The organism is Methylobacterium variabile (assembly GCF_001043975.1).
GTDB classification, from domain to species: domain Bacteria; phylum Pseudomonadota; class Alphaproteobacteria; order Rhizobiales; family Beijerinckiaceae; genus Methylobacterium; species Methylobacterium variabile.
In genome coordinates, this window is sequence record NZ_LABY01000053.1 from 63,245 (window position 1) to 83,063 (window position 19,819).

Consider the following 19,819-nt stretch of genomic DNA (forward strand, 5'->3'; position numbering starts at 1 on the left):
CGAACGGCGCGAGCCAATTCGGCATGCCCGGCGCAGGCGGGATGCAGGTATGCTATCGCGATTCGGCCAGAACGGAACGCAAACCCGTAAGCGGCCGGTCCACCTTGCGGTTTGATGACCGCTTGCGGGACAGGAGCAGGGTTTGTTAACCGTTCGGGCCTAGCGTCGCGGTTCGGAAGATAACGGGCGTCACCCACGGGCCGGTGGGAGACGGGCGGCGGGGGCTTGCCTTAACCCTTGAGGGCCAGGGCTTGGGGACCTGAGATGCGGGTACTTCTGATCGAGGACGACAGCGCGACGGCGCAGAGCATCGAGTTGATGCTCAAGTCCGAGAACTTCAACACCTACACGACCGACCTGGGCGAGGAGGGTGTCGATCTCGGCAAGCTGTACGACTACGACATCATCCTGCTCGACCTGAACCTGCCCGACATGTCGGGCTACGAGGTTCTGCGCTCGCTACGGGTGGCCAAGGTCAAGACCCCGATCCTGATCCTCTCCGGCATGGCCGGGATCGAGGACAAGGTGAAGGGCCTCGGCTTCGGCGCCGATGATTACCTCACCAAACCTTTCCACAAAGATGAATTGGTCGCGAGAATCCACGCGATCGTGCGCCGGTCGAAGGGCCACGCGCAGTCGGTGATCACCACCGGCGACCTGATCGTGAACCTCGATCAGAAGACCGTCGAGGTGTCGGGCGCCCGGGTCCACCTCACCGGCAAGGAGTACCAGATGCTGGAGCTCCTGAGCCTGCGCAAGGGCACCACCCTCACCAAGGAGATGTTCCTGAACCATCTCTACGGCGGCATGGACGAGCCCGAGCTCAAGATCATCGACGTGTTCATCTGCAAGCTGCGCAAGAAGCTCGCCAACGCCAGCCAGGGCAAGAACTACATCGAGACGGTCTGGGGCCGCGGCTACGTGCTGCGCGAGCCGACCGAGGGCGAGGACCGCATCGCGGTCTGACGGCCGATCCCGATCGGGTCGGACGACGAAAGAACCCCGCGTCGGCGGGGTTTTTTCGTGGGCGCCCCTGGATGACTGCTCGCGGTCCTGCACGCCTCGAGTCGACGGCAACGGGGTCGCTGGGCAGCGACGTCGGGAATGTACCCCTACGGCGACCGGGCAGCCCGGACAGGGTGCGGTGAACGCTGCGCGTCGCGGATCAACGCAGGGGGCAAACGGCTTACCCCGCGAGCTCTTGGGACGGCACTCCCGGCTCGGCCGCCTCTCCGGCAGCTGCTGGGATCGTAGTCCTGCAGCGCCGGTGCTTGAGCCGGCCGCTCATAACGGTCTGGTCGCGGGTTCGAGCCCTGCCAAGTCTGCCACGGCCTCTTATCGGAAGGCGGCAGCCGTCGTGACGTCCGTGATCCGTGACCGGGCGGAAGAACGTCTCGCGACGGCCTGCCGATCCGCAGGCGGCCCCGCAGAGCGATCGGCAGCGGCGGAGATCGTCTGCGGATTGATCCGCACCACTACACCATTGGGTAATCGCCCCTGTCACGCCGGTGAGCGCATGTACGTGCTTCAGCCGGCAGGCACTCAGCGGACCGCCCAGCGCAGGCCCGCCGGGGCCGGCATCGCGGCGGGTGCCCCGAGAGTCGAGGTCCCGACACCCGACGCCGCCACGCCCATCGGCGCCGCCGCGCGGCCGTGGCGGTAGAGGCCGCGATGCTCCGGGTCCGGCATCAGCGTCTCGGTGATGCCGATCACCGTCTCGGCGGCGCCGAGCAGCACCGCCCCGTCGGGGGCGAGCTGGTCGGCGATGCGCCGCAGCACGTCGCCCTTCGTCGCCGCGTCGAAATAGATCAGCACGTTGCGGCAGTAGACGATGTCGAAGGTGCCGAGATGGTCGAACGGCTGCAGCAGGTTGAGCGGCCGGAAATCGACCATCTGGCGCAGCGTCTCGCTGATGCGCCACTGCTCCCCAGCCTGGGTGAAGTACTTGAGCATCAGCTGCACGGGGAGCCCGCGCTGGACCTCGAACTGGTTGTAGAGGCCGAGCTTGGCCTTCTCCAGCACCTCGGTCGAGAGGTCGGTGGCGACGATCTCGACCCGCCAGCCGGCGAGCCGCGGCGCCGCCTCGGCCAGCAGCATCGCCAGCGAGTACGGCTCCTGGCCGGTCGAGGCGGCGGCGCACCAGATCCGCAGGCGGCGCTGCCCGGCCCGGGCCGCCAGCGCCCCCGGCAGCAGCACGTCGCGAAACAGGTCGAACGGCGTGCGGTCGCGGAAGAAGAAGGTCTCGTTGGTGGTCATCGCCTCGACCACGGCGCGCTCGATGGCGCCGTCGCGGGCGACCCGCAGGCAGCCGATCAGCTCGGTCAGGCCGGCGAGGTTGAAGCGCCGGCAGACCGGCGACAGGCGGCTCTCCACCAGGTAGCGCTTCTCCGCCGTCAGGGCGAGGCCGGAGCGCTGCTTGAGGTAGCCGCGGAGGAAATCGAACTCGGTCTCGGTCATCGGCGCGGCATCCTCCCCCGGAGCCGTGGCAGGGCGCGCATCAGTGGCCGGCCCCGGGGCCGGCGATCGCCGCCCTGAGGGCGGGCCCGATGGCGGGGAGCGGCAGGATCTCGTGGGCGTAGCCGGCCCGCACCAGGCTGCCGGGCATGCCCCAGACCGTCGAGGTCGCCTCGTCCTGGGCCAGCATCGTGCCGCCGGCCTCGACCAGGGCCTGCGCGCCCTTGGTGCCGTCCGAGCCCATGCCGGTGAGCACCACCGACAGGGTGGCGGCGCCGTAGACCTCGGCGGCGTTGCGGAACATCACGTCGACCGCGGGCCGGCAGAAATTGACCGGCGGGCCGTCGTTGAGCTGGATCACCGCCTCGGCGGCTGTGCCGGACAGGCCCATGTGGCGCCCGCCGGGGGCGACGTAGACGATGCCGGGGCGGACCGGCTCGCCGTGCTTGGCCTCCGCCGCCGGAAGGCCGATCCGCGCGCCGAGATGCTCGGCGAACACGGCCGTAAAGACCGGCGGCATGTGCTGGACGATCAGGATCGGCAGGCGGCGCAGGGTGGCGGCACCGATGCCCTCGAGCACCTCCCCCACTGCCCGCGGGCCGCCGGTCGAGGCGCCGACGAGCAGGCAGCGCGGCGGCGTGGTGCGCAGCGGCCGCGGGCGCACGGTCACCGCCGCGGCGGGGCGCGGCGCCGGTGCCGCCAGGCGCTCGGGCGGCCCGGCGGGCTGCTGCGCGACACCGGAGTGGCCGGCTCCCGCCGGCCCGGCCCGCTCGGGGCCGGCCGCGTGGCGCGGCCGGGGCCGGTTGCGCAGATCGGCGCCCAGCATCCGGATCTTCTGGACCAGGTCCTCGCGAAAGCTCGCCTGCGTGGTGACGCCGCGGTTGCCCTCGGGCTTCGGCAGGTAGTCGATCGCGCCGAGCGCCAGGCAGCGCAGGGAGATCTCGGCGTTGCGCTGGGTCAGGGTCGACATCATCACGACCTGGAGCCCCGGGCGCTTGGCCAGCATCCTGGGCAGCGCCTGGGTGCCGTCGAGCTCGGGCATCTCGATGTCGAGGAGCACGATGTCGGGCTGCACCCGGTCGAGGGCGTCGAGCGCGATGCGGCCGTTCGAGGCGGTGCCGACGATCTCGCAGCCGGCCTCCTCGAGCCAGCGGGAGACGAGGCCGCGCACCACGACGGAATCGTCGGCGACGAGGACGCGGATGCGCGGCGCGGCGCTCGGGGATGAACTTGCGGGCGCTGCGGATGCGGCCATGGCGTTTCTCGGTCGGCGCGCCGCTCGAACGGGCGGGCGAGGAGGAAGGATCGGCCCTGGGCAGGCCAGGGCGCAGGGGGCGGTGGTCCCGGCCGGGCCGGCCGCAATCCGAGGCCCGGGGCGGGGTCGGCCTCAGGTGAGGCCGACCTCCTGGAGCTTCGCTGTCATGATGTCCTTGTCGAAGGGCTTCATGATGTACTCGTCGGCGCCGGCGTGCAGCGCCCGGGCGATCGACGCGACGTCGTTCTCGATGGTGCAGAACAGCACCTTCGGATGGTCGCCCTCGGGCAGCCGCCGCAGCGTGCGCAGGAACTCGTACCCGTCCATGTGGGGCATGTTCCAGTCGAGCAGGATGGCGTCCGGCATGCCGGCGCGGCACTGCGCGACCGCCTCGCGGCCGTCCTCGGCTTCCGCCACCCGGAAGCCCAGGCCTTCGAGGATGCGGCGCGCCACCTTGCGGATCACCGCCGAGTCGTCGACGATCAGGCAGGTTCTCATGCCCATGCGTCCCTCTCCATGCATCCCTCGGCGTCAGGCCGCGCTGGCGGTGGGCCGATCGTCGCCGAAGGCGAGCACGGCCTCGACGTCGAGGATGATCAGCAGGCGGCCGTCGAGGCGGTGCACCCCGCGCGAGACCGCCCGCCAGCGGGTGTCGAGGTGGACCGGGTTCGGCTCGAAGGTGTCGGCGGAGAGCTTCATCACCTCGCCGACCTGGTCGACGAGCAGGCCGTAGGCCTCGCCGCCGTGCTCGAGCCCCACCGCCATGTTGCGGCCGTCGCCGGTGCGGTCGGGCAGGCCGAGGCGCCGGCGCAGGCAGAGCGCGGTGACGACCCGGCCGCGAAGGTTGAGCAGGCCCTTGATCTCCGGCGGCGCCAGGGGGACGTCGGTGAGGTTGGTGGCGATGAAGACGTCGTGCACCCGGTCGATCGGCAGGCCGAACAGCTCGTCGCCGAGCAGCACGGTGACGTAATCGGTGGTCTCGCCGGTGGCGGGCGCCGCGGTGCCGGCGGTGTTGGTGTTGGCGGCCATCATGAGCGGGGCTCGGGTTCCTGAAGGGCGGTCTCGGGCGGCGGGGCGCACCCGGTTCGGGCGGTCGGGCCGTCCGGAAGCTCCCTTCCGGACAGCGGGATCAGCGGATCAGGCCGCGGCCTCGAGGGGGGTGCTGGAGACCTCGTTCACGGCCGCCACCAGGCCGGACCGGTCGAACTTCGCCACGCAGTCGGCGACGCCCAGCGCCCGGGCGCGGGCGAGGGAGTCGGGCGCCATCGTGCCGGCCAGCGCCACCACCGGCATCCCGGCGAGCCGCCCGCCGCCCTTGCGCATCGCCTCGATCAGGTCGAAGCCCGAGCGTCCCGGCATCTCGAGGTCGCAGACCACGAGGTCGAACCGGGCCTCGCCGCCGAGATGGCGCAGGGCCTCCTCGGCATCCGCCGCCGGGGTAACCCGGAAACCCGCCGCCTTGAGGACCGGGGTTAGCATCTCGCGGAAGAAGGCCGAGTCGTCGACGAGCAGCAGGCTCGGGGCCTTGGGCACCGCGCGGTGCGAGGGCTGGCCCCAGTCGTCGTGGGCGAGGGGCAGGTAGTGGGCGATGTTGACGATCTCGGTGGCCCGGTTGCGCACCACCGCCGAGCCGATCAGGTCGGAGCGCTCGGTCACCAGCTCGACGTCGAGCACCTCGTCGACGATGTCGACGATCTCGTCGACCACGAGACCCATCGAGCGCTCGCCGTCGGAGAACACCACCAGGGCCTGGGCGCCCTCGCGCTTCATCGCCTGGGCCGGATCCGCCGGCACGAGCGGCATCAGGCGGCCGCGGTACTGGATCAGCGGGCGCCCGCCGACCCACTCGATCTTGCCCGCATCGATCTCCTCCAGGCGCGTGACCAGCGAGAGCGGCACCGCCTTGAGCGAATCGCCGCCGCCCTTGAACACCAGGAGGGTCACCGCCTGATCGCCGGCATTCTCCTCGTTCTCGCCCTCGGCCTCGGCCTCCGACGGCTGGCCGCTGGCGGTGCCCGAGCCCACCATCCGGGCGACGCCGTTGGGATCGATGATCAGCACCACCGCCCCGTCGCCGAGGATCGTGTTGCCGGAGAAGAGCGGGATGTGCCGCAGCTTCGAGGACATCGGCTTCACGACGATCTCCTCGGTGTGGAAGACGCCGTCGACCAGGATGCCGAAGCGCTGGCGCCCGACCTGGCTCACCACCACGAAACCCTCGTCCGTCGAGGCCGGGGCGTCGGGCGCGTCGAGGCCGAGCATCGCCGCCACCGGCACGATCGGCAGCAGGCGGTCGCGCAGGCGCAGCACCGGCGAGCCGTTGATGCGCTCGACGGCGTGGTCGGTCCCGGGCTGCACCCGCACCAGCTCCAGCACCGAGACCTGCGGGATCGCGAAGCGGTGCTCGCGGGCCGAGACGATCAGCGCCGCGACGATCGCCAGCGTCAGCGGGATCTTGATCGTGAAGGTGGTGCCGCGACCGAGCTGGGTCTGGATGTCGATCGTGCCGCCGATCAGCTCGATGTTGGTCTTGACCACGTCCATGCCGACGCCGCGGCCGGAGACCGAGGTGACGGCCTTGGCGGTCGAGAAGCCGGCGTGGAAGATGAACTTCGCCACCTGGGCGTCGGTCATCCGCTCGACCTCGGCCTCGGTCGCGACGCCGCGCTCGACCGCCTTGCGGCGGATCGCCGACAGGTCGAGGCCCTTGCCGTCGTCGGCGATCTCGATCGTGATCGTGCCGCCCTCGTGGAAGGCGTTGAGACGGATCGTGCCCTTCTCGGGCTTGCCGGCGGACTTGCGCTCGGCCCCTGACTCGATGCCGTGGTCGGCCGAGTTGCGCACCATGTGGGTGAGCGGGTCCTTGATGACCTCGAGGACCTGGCGGTCCAGCTCAGTCTCGGCGCCCTGCATCACCAGGTCGATCTTCTTGCCGAGTTCCGACGAGAGGTCGCGCACCACCCGTGGGAGCTTCTGCCAGGCCGAGCCGATCGGCTGCATGCGGGTCTTCATCACCCCTTCCTGCAGCTCGGCGGTGACGTGGGAGAGGCGCTGCAGCGGCACCTTGTAGTTGCCGTCCTCGTGCCGGCGGGCGATCTCGAGGAGCTGGTTGCGGGTGAGCACCAGCTCCGAGACCATGGTCATCAGGTGCTCGAGGGTGTCGACGTTCACCCGGATGGTCTGCACCTTGCTGACCGGGGAGCCCTCGGCCTCGGCGGCCGGCTGCTCGGACCGCGCCGGCTCGGGCCGGCGGGCCTCGACCGTCGCCGGCGCGTGCTGGACCGCCTCCTGCCGAACCGGCTCGGGTGCCGGCATCGGCAGCACTGCGGCGGAGGGGGCTTCGGCCTCGGGGCCGGGGGTGTCGCGGAAGGCGCGCTCGAGGTCGTCGAGGGAGACCTCGCCGGGCTTCAGCGCGCGCTCCAGGATCTGCGGCACGAGGATGCCGGCGGTGACCGGCGCCGCCACGGGCACCGGCTCCGGCGCCGGCTCCTCGGACATGCGCTCGAGGGCGCCGATCAGGTCCTCGTCGATCCCGGCCGGCTCGGCGGCGGTGCGCTCGAGCTCGGCCACGATCAGCTTGATGCGGTCGAGGGTCTGGAGAATCAGGCTCACGGCGGCGCTCGTCACCGGCATGCCGTCGCGGAACTTGCCCATCAGGGTCTCGGCCGCGTGCGCCAGCGCCTCGAGGCGGGGCAGGCCGAGGAAGCCGCAGGTGCCCTTGATGGTGTGCACCAGCCGGAAGATGTTGCGCAGGATCGTCTGGTTGTTGGGATCCTGCTCGAATCGGACGAGTTCGAGGTCGACAGTGTCCAGGTGCTCGCCTGTCTCTGTCAGGAACTCACGCAACAAATCATCCATCGCGGCCACTCGTCGATCCACGCAGGATCTCTGCGCAGTCTCCACGCTGCCATGCGAGCCTTTATGATCCGTTGCCGGAAATCCTCACACCGCGAGGTTCCGGTCCCGTTTCCCCGGCGACACGAGGAACGCGCGGTCCGCCCGGCGGCGGGCCGCGGAGTTAGATGCCGTTAGGGGGGCGCCGCCCGCTCAGGCGGCCTCGGCCCGGATCGTGACGGTGTCACCCTCGATCGAGAACCGCACGCCCATCTCGGCGGCGCGGGCCACCAGGCCGGCGTAGAACGGCTGGATCGCGTGGGCGTCCACGGTGCCGCTCTCCGGCTCGCCGGCGATGAGCGCCTCGACGTGGGGCGGGATGCGGGCATAGGCGCCCTTGGCGACGAGGACGAAGACCGGCGCCTCGCCCTCCCCGGTGACGGTGACGTCGATGGCGCCGCCGCGGGGAATCGCCGTCACGGCGATGACCACCAGGTTCAGGAGCAGCTTGACCTTGTTCTTCGGGAACAGCGCCCGCGGGGCGCTCCAGGTCAGCTGGGTCTTGTCGTCGCCGAACATGCCGCGGGCGACGTTCTCGGCGTCGGCGAGGTCGATGCTGGCCCCCGCCGAGCCCGCCGCCCCGAAGGCGATGCGGGCGAATTGCAGCCGGGCCGAGGCCTGCTTGGCGCTCTTGCGGATCAGGTCGAGGGCGAAGTCGCGCATCTCGGCGCTGTCCTCGTCCTCGAGCACCTCCAGGCCGTTCACGATGGCGCCGACCGGGCTGATGACGTCGTGGCAGACCCGCGAGCAGAGCAGCGCCGAGAGGTCGAGGGCGTCGAGGGTGACGGTGGTCATGGGGCGCGCTCCGCGGGGCCGGCTGGATTTCGGTGTCGCGGCGGCTTTCGCCACGGTTTGCCGGCACGGATAGCCGTCGCGCGCGGGTTTGAAAAGGCGAGCGCGACGTCACCCATCCCGCCCCGGGCGAGCCCATTCGAAATCGCCGGGACGGATCGACAAACGCGCCGGCGCCGGGCATGACGACGCGATGACCTATCCATCGGCACACGGCTCCGTGCCCACCCCCGCCGAGCGCGACGCCATCGCGCTCCGGCTCGCCGAGATCGCCTGTGCGGCCGGCGTGACCTTAAGGCAGTTCGAGCTGGGCGGGTGCCGCCACCACCTCAAGCCGGACGGCTCGCCGACGAGCCAGGCCGACCTCGCCGCCGAGGCGCAGATCGTGGCCGCCCTGGCGCAGTCCTGGCCCGGCATCCCGGTCATCGCCGAGGAGACCGCCGCCGAGGCCGCTCCCGCGGCGCTGTTCTTCCTGGTCGACCCCCTCGACGGGACCAAGGACTTCCTGAAGGGCACCGGCGAGTACACGGTCAACATCGCCCTCGTGGCCGGCGAGCGGCCGGTCGCGGCGGCCCTGGCGGCTCCGGCCCTCGGCCGGGTCTGGGCCGCCGGCGCCGGGGCGGTGGAAGCCCCGATCATTGAGGGGCGCCCCGGCGCGTTCGCGCCGGTCTCGGCCCGGCCCGTCCCGCCGGAGGGGATGACCGCCCTGGTCAGCCGCAGCCACGGCGAGGCGGCGGACGAGGCCTGCCTCGCTGTCCTGCCGGTCGGGCACCGGCGCGGCGCCTCCTCGGCGCTGAAGTTCGGGCTGCTGGCCTGCGGCGAGGCCGACCTGTACGTCCGCTGCGGCCCGACGATGGAGTGGGACACCGCGGCGGGCGACCACATCCTCACCGAGGCCGGTGGCTGCCTCGTCGGCCCCGACGGCCGGCCCTTCGGCTACGGCCGCCGACCCGGCCAGTACCGGAACGGCCCGTTCGCGGCCCTCGGCGACCCGTCCTATGCCGGCCGCGTCACCCTGCCGCCGGAGAGCCCGTCCCGGTAACCCGGACGATCACCCGCCGATCGCGGCACCCGCGCCGAGCGCGGGCCAGCGCGCCTCCGCCGCCTCGATGAGCGTGGCATCGGCCCGCGCCCGGTGCTCCGCGGAGCGGAAGAGGTAGAGCCGGTCGTCGCGCAGGACCGCCACCAGGGGATCGGCCTCGACGAGGCGGCCGCCCGCCACGCCTTCCGGATCGTAGCCGCCGAGGCGCGGCGCGTAGGTGTCGGGCGACCGCGTGAAGGCCGCCCGGTTCGCCGCGCCGGAGAAGCGCCAGACGAGGCCGGACCAGACGAATTCGTGCGCCGCCAGTCCGGCGCGCGGCTCCGGCCCGAGCCGGTAGGAGACCGGGTCGAAGCCGCGCAACGCGAGCCCGGTCAGGGGATCGGCGGCGTAGAGGGCCGGCACGCCGAGGGGCGTCTCGCCGCGCGCCGGCCGGGCCGTCGCGGCGGCGAGAAGCGACAGCAGGCCGCGCCGCGTTAACCAGATCTTACCCATATCCGCAGCAACTGTGGCATCCCGCCGCCCGTCCGCGCCGGTTCGGCCGGGTCCGCCGGCCGGGTCGGTCAGGACCTCTCTAAGCCGGGATGCCTAACGAATGCTCTCAGCCTCCTCCGCTCCCTCGGCTCGGCAAGCAGTCTCGCCTCGGCAGCCCGCGGAACCGCCGCGCCGGCGCACCCGCTCCGGCCCCCTCGCCGCTCTCCTCCTCGCCGTGCCGATGGCGCTCGCCGGGCTCGCGCCGGCGCTCCTGCCCGGCCCAGCCGCCGCCCAGGGCCGCGGCCCGGGCGATCCGGGCACCTTCCAGCCGCGGGAGATCGTCGATTCGGGCCACCAGTTCTTCGGTTCGGTGTCGCGCGGCCTCGCGCTGACGGTGCAGGAGGCGACCCGCCGCTGGGGCGAGCCCAACGGCTACATCCTCGGCCAGGAGGCCTCCGGCGCGATCATCGGCGGCGTGCGCTTCGGCGAGGGCACGCTGTTCACGCGCAACGCCGGCCAGCGCAAGGTGTTCTGGCAGGGGCCGTCCCTCGGCTTCGACGTCGGCGGCGACGGCGCCCGCACCATGATGCTGGTCTACAACCTGCCGCGGGTCGACGCGCTCTACCGCCGCTTCGTCGGCATGGACGGCTCGGCCTACGTGGTCGGCGGCTTCGGCATGTCGGCGGTCACCGCCGACAACATCGTGGTGGTGCCGATCCGGGCCGGGGTCGGCGCGCGCTTCGGGATCAATGTCGGCTACATGAAGTTCACCGACTCGCCGACCTGGAATCCGTTCTGACGCGGCGCGGGCGAAGGGCGGCGCTGGTCCTCGGGGCCGTCCCGTGGCAGGGTCCGGCCGCGACGCCCGCGCCCGACCGCGGATGCTCGCGCAGCATCATTGTGCCGGCCGCCGGCGACCGGTGCCGAACCGGCTCCCGGTTCGGCGACGAAAATGATGTAAGAACGAGGGGAAGAGCGGAACTGCGGCATGCCGTTCTGCTTAGGTGTCGTCAACCGTCCGCGTCCCGGGGCCTGCGCGTCAGGCCGCGCGCGGACGCCGAGAGAGTATCGCCCGGGTGATCGAGTCCCTGATGTTCGCGGCGCTGGGGTTCCTGGGCGCCAGCCTGTGCGCCCTGCTGATCCTGCCGGCCCTCAATGCCCGGGCCGAGCGCCTGACGCGCCGCCGGCTCGAGGCGCTCTATCCGATGTCGATCGTCGAGCTCACCGCCGAGAAGGACCACCTGCGGGCCGAGTTCGCCGTGCGCGAGCGGCAGCTCGAGCGCCGGGTCGAGGAGGCACAGGCCGGCCGCCAGGCCGAGATGGAGGAGCTGGGCCGGCGCGCCGTGCGCATCGGAACGCTCACCTCCGAGATCGAGCGCCGGGACGCGCGCCTCGCCGAGATCGAGCGCGACCTCGTCGAGGCCCGCGGCGGCCTCGCCCGGGCCGAGGGCGAGCTCGCCGAGGCCCGCACCGCCCGCGCGGCGGCCGAGGAGGCGATGCGGGCCCTTGAGGGCCCCTACCAGCGGGCGCTCGCCGATCTCGCCGTCCTGCGGGGGGAGGTCGAGGCCAGCACCCGCGGCCAGGTGGAGGCCGAGGCCGCGAAGGGCCTGGCCGAGGAGCAGGCGCGGGCGGCCCGCGGGCGGGTGGCCGCGGCGGGCGAGAGCATTGCCAGCGCCGCCCGCGAGCAGATCCAGGCCCTCGAGGACGCGCTGGCCGACCTCAACGCCCGCTACGCCGCCGAGAGCGAGGTAGCGCGGACCGAGATCGCGCGGCTGCGGGAGGCGGCGGAGCGTGCCGGCGGTCCGCCGCCCGAGCGCGTCGCCGCCGAGAACGCTGCCCTGGAGCGCCGGATCGCCGAGGTGGCGGATGCTCTGATGCAGGCGCAGGGCCGGCCGCCCGAGCCGCGGCTGCCCCCGGCGACGCCGCTGCCGACGCCCGTCGCCGCCGGGTGAACCTGCGGCGTGATGTGCCGCAGAGCACATCGCGGCCCGAGACCTCCGCCCGCGGCCCCGGCGCACCGGATTGGAAACGCCCCGGAAACACGCGCTATCCCGTTGTCAATGCTCGACTTTCCCGCTTCGCTCGACCGACCTCCCCGGCCCGATCGGATCGACCGCGCGTCCCTGCGGCGTCCCGCAACCCTTGCCAGGTCGCCTGTTTCGGGCCATTTCGCTGCGACTTCCCACCCTCTGCAAGGCTTCGACAGACATGATGCTCAGGCCGATGTCGCTCGCCCTCCTGACCGCCGGCAGCCTGATGCTGCTCGCTGGCCCTGCTTCCGCCCAGCGCGACGACCCTAATCTGAAGAAATATTGCACCGGCGATTACATGACCTATTGCGGCAACCTGCCGCCGGAGAGCCCCGAGGTCGATCGCTGCTTCGAGAAGAACATGAAAAAGATTTCGGTCAACTGCCGGCGGGCGATCGACTACTACGAGCAGACCCACAAGTAGGCCTCCCGGGACTGGGCAGGCCGCAGGTCGGGCCGGCCGTCGCCCGATGCGCCATCAGCGTTCCGGGCCGCGCGTCGCGGCTCCGGGACGATGCCGGATCCAAGCGGCCCGGGGGCGTCCCCGCTCCTCGGGCGGCGTGAGCGGTCTCACGCCGACGCCTCGGCCCGGTTCGTCGCCTCCAGGGCCTCGGCCAGGGCCTCGATGGTGAAGGGCTTTCGCAGCACCGTCTCGCCGGGCGCCGGCCGGGGACCCTCCTGCTGGTCGTCCCGCGGATGCCCGGTGGCGAAGATCACCCGCAGGTCCGGCCGCCGGCGCCGGGCCTCCGCCGCGAGGGTCGGCCCGTCGATGCCGGGCATCACCACGTCGGTGAACAGCACCGCCACCTCCCGTTCGCGGTCGAGGGTGGCGAGCGCCGCCGCCCCGTCCGGCGCCGTCAGGGTGCGGTAGCCGAGCTCGCCGATCGTCTCGGCGCTGGCGAGGCGCACGGCGGCGTCGTCTTCCACAACCAGCACGGTCTGGGCCGCGCGGCCGGGGGCAGGCGCGGCGAGGCTCGCCCGCCCGGCGGTCTCGGCCGGCACGCCCTCCAGGCTCACCGGCAGCGTCAGCTCGATGGCGGTGCCCTGTCCCGGCCGGCTGTCGATGCGCACGCGGCCGCCGGACTGGGTGACGAAGCCGTAGACCTGGCTCAACCCCAGACCCGTCCCCCGCCCCTGTGGCTTGGTGGTGAAGAACGGCTCGAAGGCCCGCGCCACCACCTCCGGCGGCATCCCGGTGCCGGTGTCCCGCACGGTGACGGCGACGGCGGAGGTGCCGTCCTCGAGGGTGCCGGCGGTGGTCTCGAGGGTGAGCCGACCGCCGCCCGGCATCGCGTCGCGGGCATTGACCGCGAGGTTCAGGATCGCGTTCTCGAGCTGGTTCTGGTCGACGAACACCGCCGGCGGATCGGCCATCAGGCGGGTCTCGACCCGGACGGTCTCCCCCAGCGTCCGCCGCAGCAGGTCGACCATGCCGGTGATGAGGCGGTTCGGATCGGTGGGGCGGGGCTCGAGAGGCTGCTGGCGCGCGAAGGCGAGAAGGCGGTGGGTGAGCTTGGCGGCCCGGTCGGTCCCGTCGAGGGCGCCGGCGATGAAGCGGCCGACATCGGTGTCGCCCCGGGCGATGCGGCGCTGGACCAATTCGAGGGAGCCGGTGATGACCGCCAGCAGGTTGTTGAAGTCGTGGGCGATGCCGCCGGTGAGCTGGCCCACCGCCTCCATCTTCTGCGACTGGCGCAGCTGGCTCTCGGCGGCGAGGCGCTGGGCGTGCTCGCGCTTGAGGTCGGAGAGCGCCTGCTGCTCGGCCCGGGCCCGCGCGAGCGCCAGCCAGGCCATCAGGACCAGGGTCAGGGCCGAGACGGTGGCGACGAGGCCGTAGACCCGCAGGTTGTCGTACCAGCGGTCGAGGGCAACCGTGGTCTCGACCGAGAAGGCGACCTGAACCGGATAGTCGCCGATCCGGCGCCAGGCGTAGAGCCGCTCGGTCTCCCCCGGCGGGGTGCCGGAGCCCGCCCCGCCCTGCGGCCTCGCCCGGATCGCCCGCAGCAGGGGATCGCTCGGCGCCAGCCGCGCGTCGGCCTCTGGGCCGGGCGGATCGCGCACCAGGAGGGCGCCGTCGGCCCGCAGCAGCATCGCCTGGTGGGCCGTCGGCGCGGCGATCTCGGCGTAGAAGCGGGCGAAGTATTCGGTGCCGAGGGCGATCACGATCACGCCGTCGAAGCGCCCGTCCTCGGTCGAGCGGCGGCGGCTGACCATGAAGGCGGTGAGCCCGTCCGGCTCCCGGACGGCCGGGCTGACGTAGATGCCGATGTCGCGCTGGCGGTGGACCGAAAAAACGTCCCGCTCCGACAGGTCGCGGCCGAGGTCGCCCTCGCGGCTCGAGGCCTGCACCCGGCCCTGCGGGTCGACGACCCAGACCGCCCGGGCCTGGGCCAGCGGCGCCTTGAGGCTCGCCAGGAAGCCGCCGGTGGCGCTCGCGGCGATCTGGCTCCAGCTGCGGTCGAAGACGTAGTCGTCGACCCGGTCCATCGCGAGTTCCGCGGTGTCGAACACCTTGGAGGCGTGCTCGTGCATCACCGCGGCGGTGCGCACCACTGCGCTGTCCTCTTCCCGCAGGACCTCGGCCCGGTTCCACCACGCCGCGCCCACCAGGACGACGCACGGCACCAGGAAGGCCGCGGCGACGAGGAGCTGGTGCAGCCGCACCGTCGAAAGGCTCACGGGACACTCACAAACGCGACGGAAGCCGACGCGGCGATCGGCGAGAAGCTTAACCGTTCATTAACGGAATGGCGAGCGAAACGATCGCTAATCCGTCGCCCGGCGCCGGCCGGGCGCGCCGTTGTCCGGGTGGTGTGTCGCCCGGGCATCGGCGGGACGCTGCCGACGCACTCTTCCGGTCCTCCGTCCAACGCCTCCTTAACGGCCACGCTCGAATGCCGCGCAACGCCCCGCGCGGCCGGGCTCGCCTCGCGGGCTGCCGGCCGCTATGGTGCTCCCGCCACGCTTGGAGCGGCGCCCGGTCGCGGTGCTGTCGGGCCCTGCTCCAGGCTTCCGATCGTGACGCATCCTCCGCGACGACCCCATGCCCGCTCGGTCGGCGGATGCTCCAGTGCCCGGACCTCGCCCGTGCTCCGTACCCGTACCCTCGTCCTCCTCGGCCTGATCGCCCTCTCGGCCGCCGCCTGCGGCCGGCGCGGTCCGCTCGAGCCCCCGCCCGCGGCGGCCCCGGCGGTGCAGCCGCAGGCCGGCGCCACGGCGCCGCGCCCGAGGACCGGGGCCGCGGCGGTCAACACCCTGCCGAGCGGGATCGGGCTCCAGGCCGGCACCAACGCTCCCGAGGAGGGCGACGAGCTGCCGGCCGCGGCCGTCTCGGCGCCGACCGGGATCCCGGCTCCGACCGAGTCCTCCTCCCGGCGCCGCAAGGGCTACCTGGTCCCGAAGGAGCCGTTCCCCCTCGACCCGCTGCTCTGACGGCGGCCGCACCGGACGGAAGGGTGCAAAGGGCCGCCGCTTTCGTGTAGAGGGCGCAGCGCCTCTTTCGGCGCGCCGGCGCCCGGACCGTCAAGTCAGCCTCATGCATCACTTCAGCTACCGCGACGGCGTGCTTCACGCCGAGGATGTCGACCTGGCCCGGCTCGCAGACGCGGTCGGCACCCCGTTCTACTGCTACGCCTCCGCCACCCTGGAGCGGCACTACAGGGTCTTCGCCGAGGCCTTCGCGGGGGATGACGCCCTCGTGTGCTACGCCATGAAGGCGAACTCCAACCAGGCGGTGCTCGCCACCCTGGCGCGCCTCGGTGCCGGCATGGACATCGTCTCGGAGGGCGAGCTGCGCCGCGCCCTCGCCGCCGGGGTCCCGGGCGAGCGGATCGTCTTCTCGGGCGTCGGCAAGACCGAGCGCGAGATGGCGGCGGCCCTCGAGGCCGGCATCCTGTGCTTCAACGTCGAGAGCGAGCCGGAGCTGGAGCTGCTCTCCCGGGTCGCCGTCCAGAAGGGCGCGACCGCGCCGGTGTCGATCCGGGTCAACCCGGACGTCGACGCCCGCACCCACGCCAAGATCTCGACCGGCAAGTCGGAGAACAAGTTCGGCATCCCGATCTCCCGGGCCCGGGAGGTCTACGCCCGGGCCGCCGCCCTGCCCGGCCTGTCGCTCGTCGGCGTCGACATGCATATCGGCAGCCAGATCACCGACCTTGCCCCCTACGACAACGCCGCCGCCCTGCTGTGCGGCCTCGCCCGCGACCTGATGGCGGCGGGCCACCGCCTGCACCACGTCGATTTCGGCGGCGGCCTCGGCATTCCGTACCGGGACGACAACGCCCCTCCGCCCGACCCGGCCGCCTTCGCGGCGGTGCTGCGGCCGCATTTCCGGCCGCTGGGCCTCAAGCCCGTCTTCGAGATCGGCCGGATGATCGCCGGCAATGCCGGCGTGCTGGTCACGCGGGTCCAGTACGTGAAGCACGGCGAGGGCCGCACCTTCGTGATCGTCGACGCAGCGATGAACGACCTGATCCGCCCGACGCTCTACGAGGCCTACCACGCCCTGCGCCCGGTGACCGAGCCCGGCCCGGATTCCGGCCGCCTCACCGCCGACGTGGTCGGCCCGGTCTGCGAGAGCGGCGACTACCTGGCGCTCGCCCGCGAGATGCCGGAGGTCAAGCCCGGCGACCTCATCGCCGTGATGAGCGCCGGCGCCTACGGCGCGGTGCAGGCCTGCACCTACAACACCCGGCCGCTCGTGCCCGAGGTGCTGGTGCGCGGTTCAGACCACGCGGTGATCCGGCCACGGCAATCCTACGAGGAGCTGATCGGGCTGGACCGGGTGCCGGAGTGGCTGGCGGGCTGACGCACCGTGCGCCGGAACGCAGATCGCTAAAATTCGAGGGGATTTCCGAACCGACCGGCCAGACCTCTCGCGGTAAGGTCCCGGCATGTCACGGGAGTACCTCTAGCCATGGCGCCTCAAGGCAGTCTGCTCGCCCGCGCGGAGGCCGTGGTCGAGCGTGCGTTCCGCATCGTCGCCGAGCACCAGGCCACCCTGGCCCAGGCCCGCAGCGCGGTGCAGCCCCTGCGCGAGGCGGCGGCGCGGCAGGGCGAGGTCGAGCCCCAGACCCCCGCGGACCGGCCGCGCGGCGGCTGACCGGCCCTGAGCCGATTTGACCCGCTGGCCCGCTCCGGCCGGCGTGCTAGCCTGCCCCCTTCGCCCGTCCGCGGACGGGTGCCACCGGGAGCCAAGGCATGACGAAGGCCGAGCCGGACACCGCGCGACGCAGCCCCGCCGCGGGCGGCCAGCCCGACCCGGTGCGCGCCGGGCTCGACCGGCTCGTGGTCCGCGCCGGGCGGGTGACCCTGTGGGAGCAGGCCTGGCCGATCCTGTGGCGCGGCCTCGCGGTGGTGCTGCTCTTCCTCGCGGCCTCGTGGCTCGGCCTCTGGCTCGATGCCGGGCCGACCCTGCGCATGGCCGGGGTCGCAGCCTTCGGAATTGCCCTGGCGGTCGCCCTCGCGCCGCTCCTGCGCCTGCGGCGGATCGCCCGGACGCAGGCCCTGGCGCGGATCGACCGCGACGCGGGCCTGAGCCATCGCCCGGCCCGGGCGCTCGAGGACACCCTCGCCCTCGGCCGGGACGATCCCGGCGCCCAGGCCCTCTGGGCCCTGCACCGGCGCCGGGCCGCGGCGGCGGTGCAGCGCCTGAAGGTCTCCGGGCCGCAGCCCGGGATGGTCCGGCGCGATCCCTTCGCCCTGCGCGCCGGCGCGATCCTGGCCGCGGTCGCCGGCGCCTTCGTGGCCGGTCCGGAGGCGGGCGACCGCCTGCGCGCCGCCTTCGACTGGCGCGGGCCGGTGGCGGCGGCGCCCTCGTTCCGGGTCGACGGCTGGATCGACCCGCCGCTCTACACCCGGATGCCGCCCCTCATCGTCACTCTGGCGGAGGCGGGCCAGCGTCTGCGGGCGCCGGTGAACTCGACCCTCGTGGTGCGCGTCGCGGGTGCGGGCGATGCCACGGTGACGCCGGGCAGCGGCCTCAAGGCCCTGCCCGCCGCGTCGCCGCCCCGGCCCGACCTGCGCGAGGAGCGCTTCACCCTCACGGGCGGCACCGCCGACGTCACGGTGCAGACCGGCTTCTCCACCAGCCACCGCCTCACCGTCGAGACGATCCCCGACCGGCCGCCGGAGATCGCCTTCGCGGGCCAGCCCGAACCGAACGGGCGCGGCACCTTCACCCTCGCCTACCGGGCCAAGGACGATTATGGCCTCGCCTCTGCCGAGGGCCTCGTCGAGCCGCAGGCGAAGGGGCGCAGCCTGGTGCCGCCGCCGCGCCTGACCCTGAGCCTGCCCGCCGACGCGCAGGGCACCAGCGACACCCGCACCCTGATCGACCTCACCGACAATCCCTGGGCCGGCGCCAAGGTGCTGCTGACCCTGGTGGCCAAGGACGAGGCCGGGCAGGAGGGGCGCAGCCCCTCTCTCGCCTTCACGCTGCCGGGCCGCTTCTTCACGAAGCCCCTGGCCCGGTCGCTGGCCGAGGAGCGTCGCCGCCTCGTCCTCGATCCCGACGGCGGCCGCGCCCGGGTCGAGGCGTCCCTCGACGCGCTCCTGATCGCGCCCGAGCGCTTCACGCCGCAATGGGGCGTCTTCCTCGGCCTCAAGGAGGCGGCGCGGCGCCTGCGGGCGGCCAAGAGCGACGAGGCCCTGGTCGAGGTTGCGGACCTGCTCTGGACCATGGCGCTGCAGATCGAGGAGGGCGACCTTTCCGACGCCGAGAAGGCCCTGCGCGCCGCCCAGGACCGGCTGAAGGATGCCCTCGACCGCGGCGCCTCCGACCAGGAGATCGCGAAGCTCACCGACGAGCTGCGCCAGGCGATGGACCGCTTCCTGAAGGAGTTCGCCCAGCGCCAGCAGCAGAACCCGCAAGGGGCCGAGCAGAACAACCGGCAGGCCGACCGCACGGTGACGCCGGACGATCTCTCCAAGATGCTCGACCAGATGCAGGAGGCGATGAAGCGCGGCGACGTGGCGGAGGCCCAGCGCCTCCTCGACCAGCTCCGCGGCATCCTCGAGAACCTGCAGACCGCCCAGCCGAACTCGCGCATGAGCGACCCCACGGCCCGCGAGATGAACCGCTCGATGCAGGATCTCGAGGCGATGGCCCGGGAGCAGCAGGGCCTGCGCGACGAGACCTTCCGCCAGGGGCAGGAACGCCGCTTCGGCAACCGCGGCCAGCCGCAGCCCGGCCAGCAGGGGCAGCGCCAGCCGGGCCAGCGCGGCCAGCAGGGTCAGCGCGGTGGTGAGCCGCAGGGCTCCGAGGGCCAGCAGCCGGGGCAGCGCGGCCAGCAGGGTGGGCAGCAGGGGGGCTTGGGCGACCGCCAGCAGGCCCTGCGCCAGCGCCTGGAGGACTTGCAGCGGCGGATGAAGGAGCTCGGCATGCAGGGTGAGCAGGGCCTCTCCGACGCCGAGCAGGCGATGCGGGAGGCCGAGAACGCGATCAGTCAGGGCCAGGACGGCTCCGCCGTCGACGCGCAGGGGCGCGCCCTCGAGGGGCTGCAGCGCGGCACGCAGGGGCTCGCCCAGCAGATGCAGCAGATGGGCCAGGAGGGCGAGGGCCAGCAATCGGCCGACGGGCAGCAGGGCCAGGGTAACCCGAACCAGCCCGGCCGGCAGGGCGCGCGGGACAACGATCCCCTCGGCCGCCCGACCCGCAGCCGCGACTTCTCGGACGGCCGGGTGCGCGTGCCAACCGCCGAGGAGTCTGGCGTCGAGCGGGCCCGGCGCATCCTGGAGGAGCTGCGGCGCAAGCTCGGCGACCCGAGCCGCCCGGCCGAGGAGCTCGACTACTTCGAGCGCCTGCTGCGGCGGAACTGAGATCGCCCTTCAACGGGCGACGGCGCGATCCCCGGGGGAATCGCGCCGTCAGCGGAGACCATC

General features: G+C 72.9%; 17 protein-coding genes. 9 read left to right on the forward strand and 8 right to left on the reverse strand.

Annotated features, from left to right (window positions below):
• Positions 1–264 precede the first annotated feature (264 nt).
• Positions 265–966 (forward strand): response regulator transcription factor CtrA, encoded by a 702-nt coding sequence (gene ctrA / locus VQ02_RS09070; RefSeq protein WP_048443845.1) that lies wholly within the window; start codon positions 265–267, stop codon positions 964–966.
• 576 nt (positions 967–1,542) lie between these two features.
• Here ctrA and VQ02_RS09080 read toward each other — a convergent pair.
• The 6 genes from VQ02_RS09080 to chpT form a co-directional block, all read right to left on the reverse strand.
• Positions 1,543–2,457, reverse strand: a complete 915-nt coding sequence (locus VQ02_RS09080) for a CheR family methyltransferase (protein WP_048443846.1) — start codon at positions 2,455–2,457, stop codon at positions 1,543–1,545.
• A 40-nt stretch (positions 2,458–2,497) separates the two neighbouring features.
• Positions 2,498–3,709: a protein-glutamate methylesterase/protein-glutamine glutaminase gene (locus VQ02_RS09085; protein ID WP_048443847.1), complete on the reverse strand. Its 1,212-nt coding sequence runs from the start codon at positions 3,707–3,709 to the stop codon at positions 2,498–2,500.
• Between the two features lie 132 nt (positions 3,710–3,841).
• Entirely contained in the window at positions 3,842–4,207 is a 366-nt protein-coding gene (locus VQ02_RS09090) for a response regulator (RefSeq protein ID WP_048443884.1), read from the reverse strand.
• Positions 4,208–4,240: 33 nt separating this feature from the next.
• Positions 4,241–4,741 carry a chemotaxis protein CheW gene (locus VQ02_RS09095; protein ID WP_048443848.1) on the reverse strand — a complete coding sequence of 167 codons (501 nt, stop codon included), beginning with the start codon at positions 4,739–4,741 and terminating at the stop codon, positions 4,241–4,243.
• 105 nt (positions 4,742–4,846) lie between these two features.
• Positions 4,847–7,567 (reverse strand): hybrid sensor histidine kinase/response regulator, encoded by a 2,721-nt coding sequence (locus VQ02_RS09100; protein ID WP_048443849.1) that lies wholly within the window; start codon positions 7,565–7,567, stop codon positions 4,847–4,849.
• A gap of 189 nt (positions 7,568–7,756) precedes the next feature.
• Positions 7,757–8,398, reverse strand: a complete 642-nt coding sequence (gene chpT / locus VQ02_RS09105) for a histidine phosphotransferase ChpT (RefSeq protein ID WP_048443850.1) — start codon at positions 8,396–8,398, stop codon at positions 7,757–7,759.
• 190 nt (positions 8,399–8,588) lie between these two features.
• Here chpT and VQ02_RS09110 point away from each other — a divergent pair, with 190 nt between their 5' ends.
• Positions 8,589–9,437 carry a 3'(2'),5'-bisphosphate nucleotidase CysQ family protein gene (locus VQ02_RS09110; protein WP_048443851.1) on the forward strand — a complete coding sequence of 283 codons (849 nt, stop codon included), beginning with the start codon at positions 8,589–8,591 and terminating at the stop codon, positions 9,435–9,437.
• Between the two features lie 9 nt (positions 9,438–9,446).
• On the opposite strand, the gene VQ02_RS09115 is transcribed toward VQ02_RS09110, so the two are convergent.
• Positions 9,447–9,929: a YHS domain-containing (seleno)protein gene (locus tag VQ02_RS09115; RefSeq protein WP_048443852.1), complete on the reverse strand. Its 483-nt coding sequence runs from the start codon at positions 9,927–9,929 to the stop codon at positions 9,447–9,449.
• 100 nt (positions 9,930–10,029) lie between these two features.
• On the opposite strand from VQ02_RS09115, the gene VQ02_RS09120 reads away from it, so the two are divergent.
• The 3 genes from VQ02_RS09120 to VQ02_RS09130 all read left to right on the forward strand — a co-directional run bounded on the left by VQ02_RS09120 (position 10,030) and on the right by VQ02_RS09130 (position 12,362).
• Complete coding sequence (locus tag VQ02_RS09120; protein WP_425339889.1) at positions 10,030–10,707, forward strand: DUF1134 domain-containing protein; 678 nt, start codon at positions 10,030–10,032, stop codon at positions 10,705–10,707.
• Between the two features lie 277 nt (positions 10,708–10,984).
• A complete protein-coding gene (locus VQ02_RS09125) occupies positions 10,985–11,860 on the forward strand; it encodes a coiled-coil domain-containing protein (protein ID WP_048443853.1) in 876 nt (291 codons plus the stop codon).
• Positions 11,861–12,116: 256 nt separating this feature from the next.
• Positions 12,117–12,362, forward strand: a complete 246-nt coding sequence (locus VQ02_RS09130; RefSeq protein ID WP_048443854.1) for a hypothetical protein — start codon at positions 12,117–12,119, stop codon at positions 12,360–12,362.
• Positions 12,363–12,508: 146 nt separating this feature from the next.
• Here VQ02_RS09130 and VQ02_RS09135 read toward each other — a convergent pair whose 3' ends face one another.
• Positions 12,509–14,617 carry a hybrid sensor histidine kinase/response regulator gene (locus VQ02_RS09135; protein ID WP_048443855.1) on the reverse strand — a complete coding sequence of 703 codons (2,109 nt, stop codon included), beginning with the start codon at positions 14,615–14,617 and terminating at the stop codon, positions 12,509–12,511.
• Positions 14,618–15,025: 408 nt separating this feature from the next.
• Here VQ02_RS09135 and lptM point away from each other — a divergent pair, with 408 nt between their 5' ends.
• The 4 genes from lptM (at position 15,026) to VQ02_RS09155 (ending at position 19,756) form a co-directional block, all read left to right on the forward strand.
• Entirely contained in the window at positions 15,026–15,370 is a 345-nt protein-coding gene (lptM, locus tag VQ02_RS09140) for an LPS translocon maturation chaperone LptM (protein WP_048443856.1), read from the forward strand.
• A gap of 103 nt (positions 15,371–15,473) precedes the next feature.
• Positions 15,474–16,745: a diaminopimelate decarboxylase gene (gene lysA, locus VQ02_RS09145; RefSeq protein ID WP_048443857.1), complete on the forward strand. Its 1,272-nt coding sequence runs from the start codon at positions 15,474–15,476 to the stop codon at positions 16,743–16,745.
• Between the two features lie 108 nt (positions 16,746–16,853).
• Positions 16,854–17,039, forward strand: coding sequence for a hypothetical protein (locus tag VQ02_RS09150; RefSeq protein WP_048443858.1), 186 nt, complete (start codon positions 16,854–16,856; stop codon positions 17,037–17,039).
• Between the two features lie 98 nt (positions 17,040–17,137).
• On the forward strand, positions 17,138–19,756 hold the full coding sequence (locus tag VQ02_RS09155; protein WP_048443859.1) for a TIGR02302 family protein: 2,619 nt from the start codon (positions 17,138–17,140) through the stop codon (positions 19,754–19,756).
• The last annotated feature ends 63 nt before the right edge of the window (positions 19,757–19,819 follow it).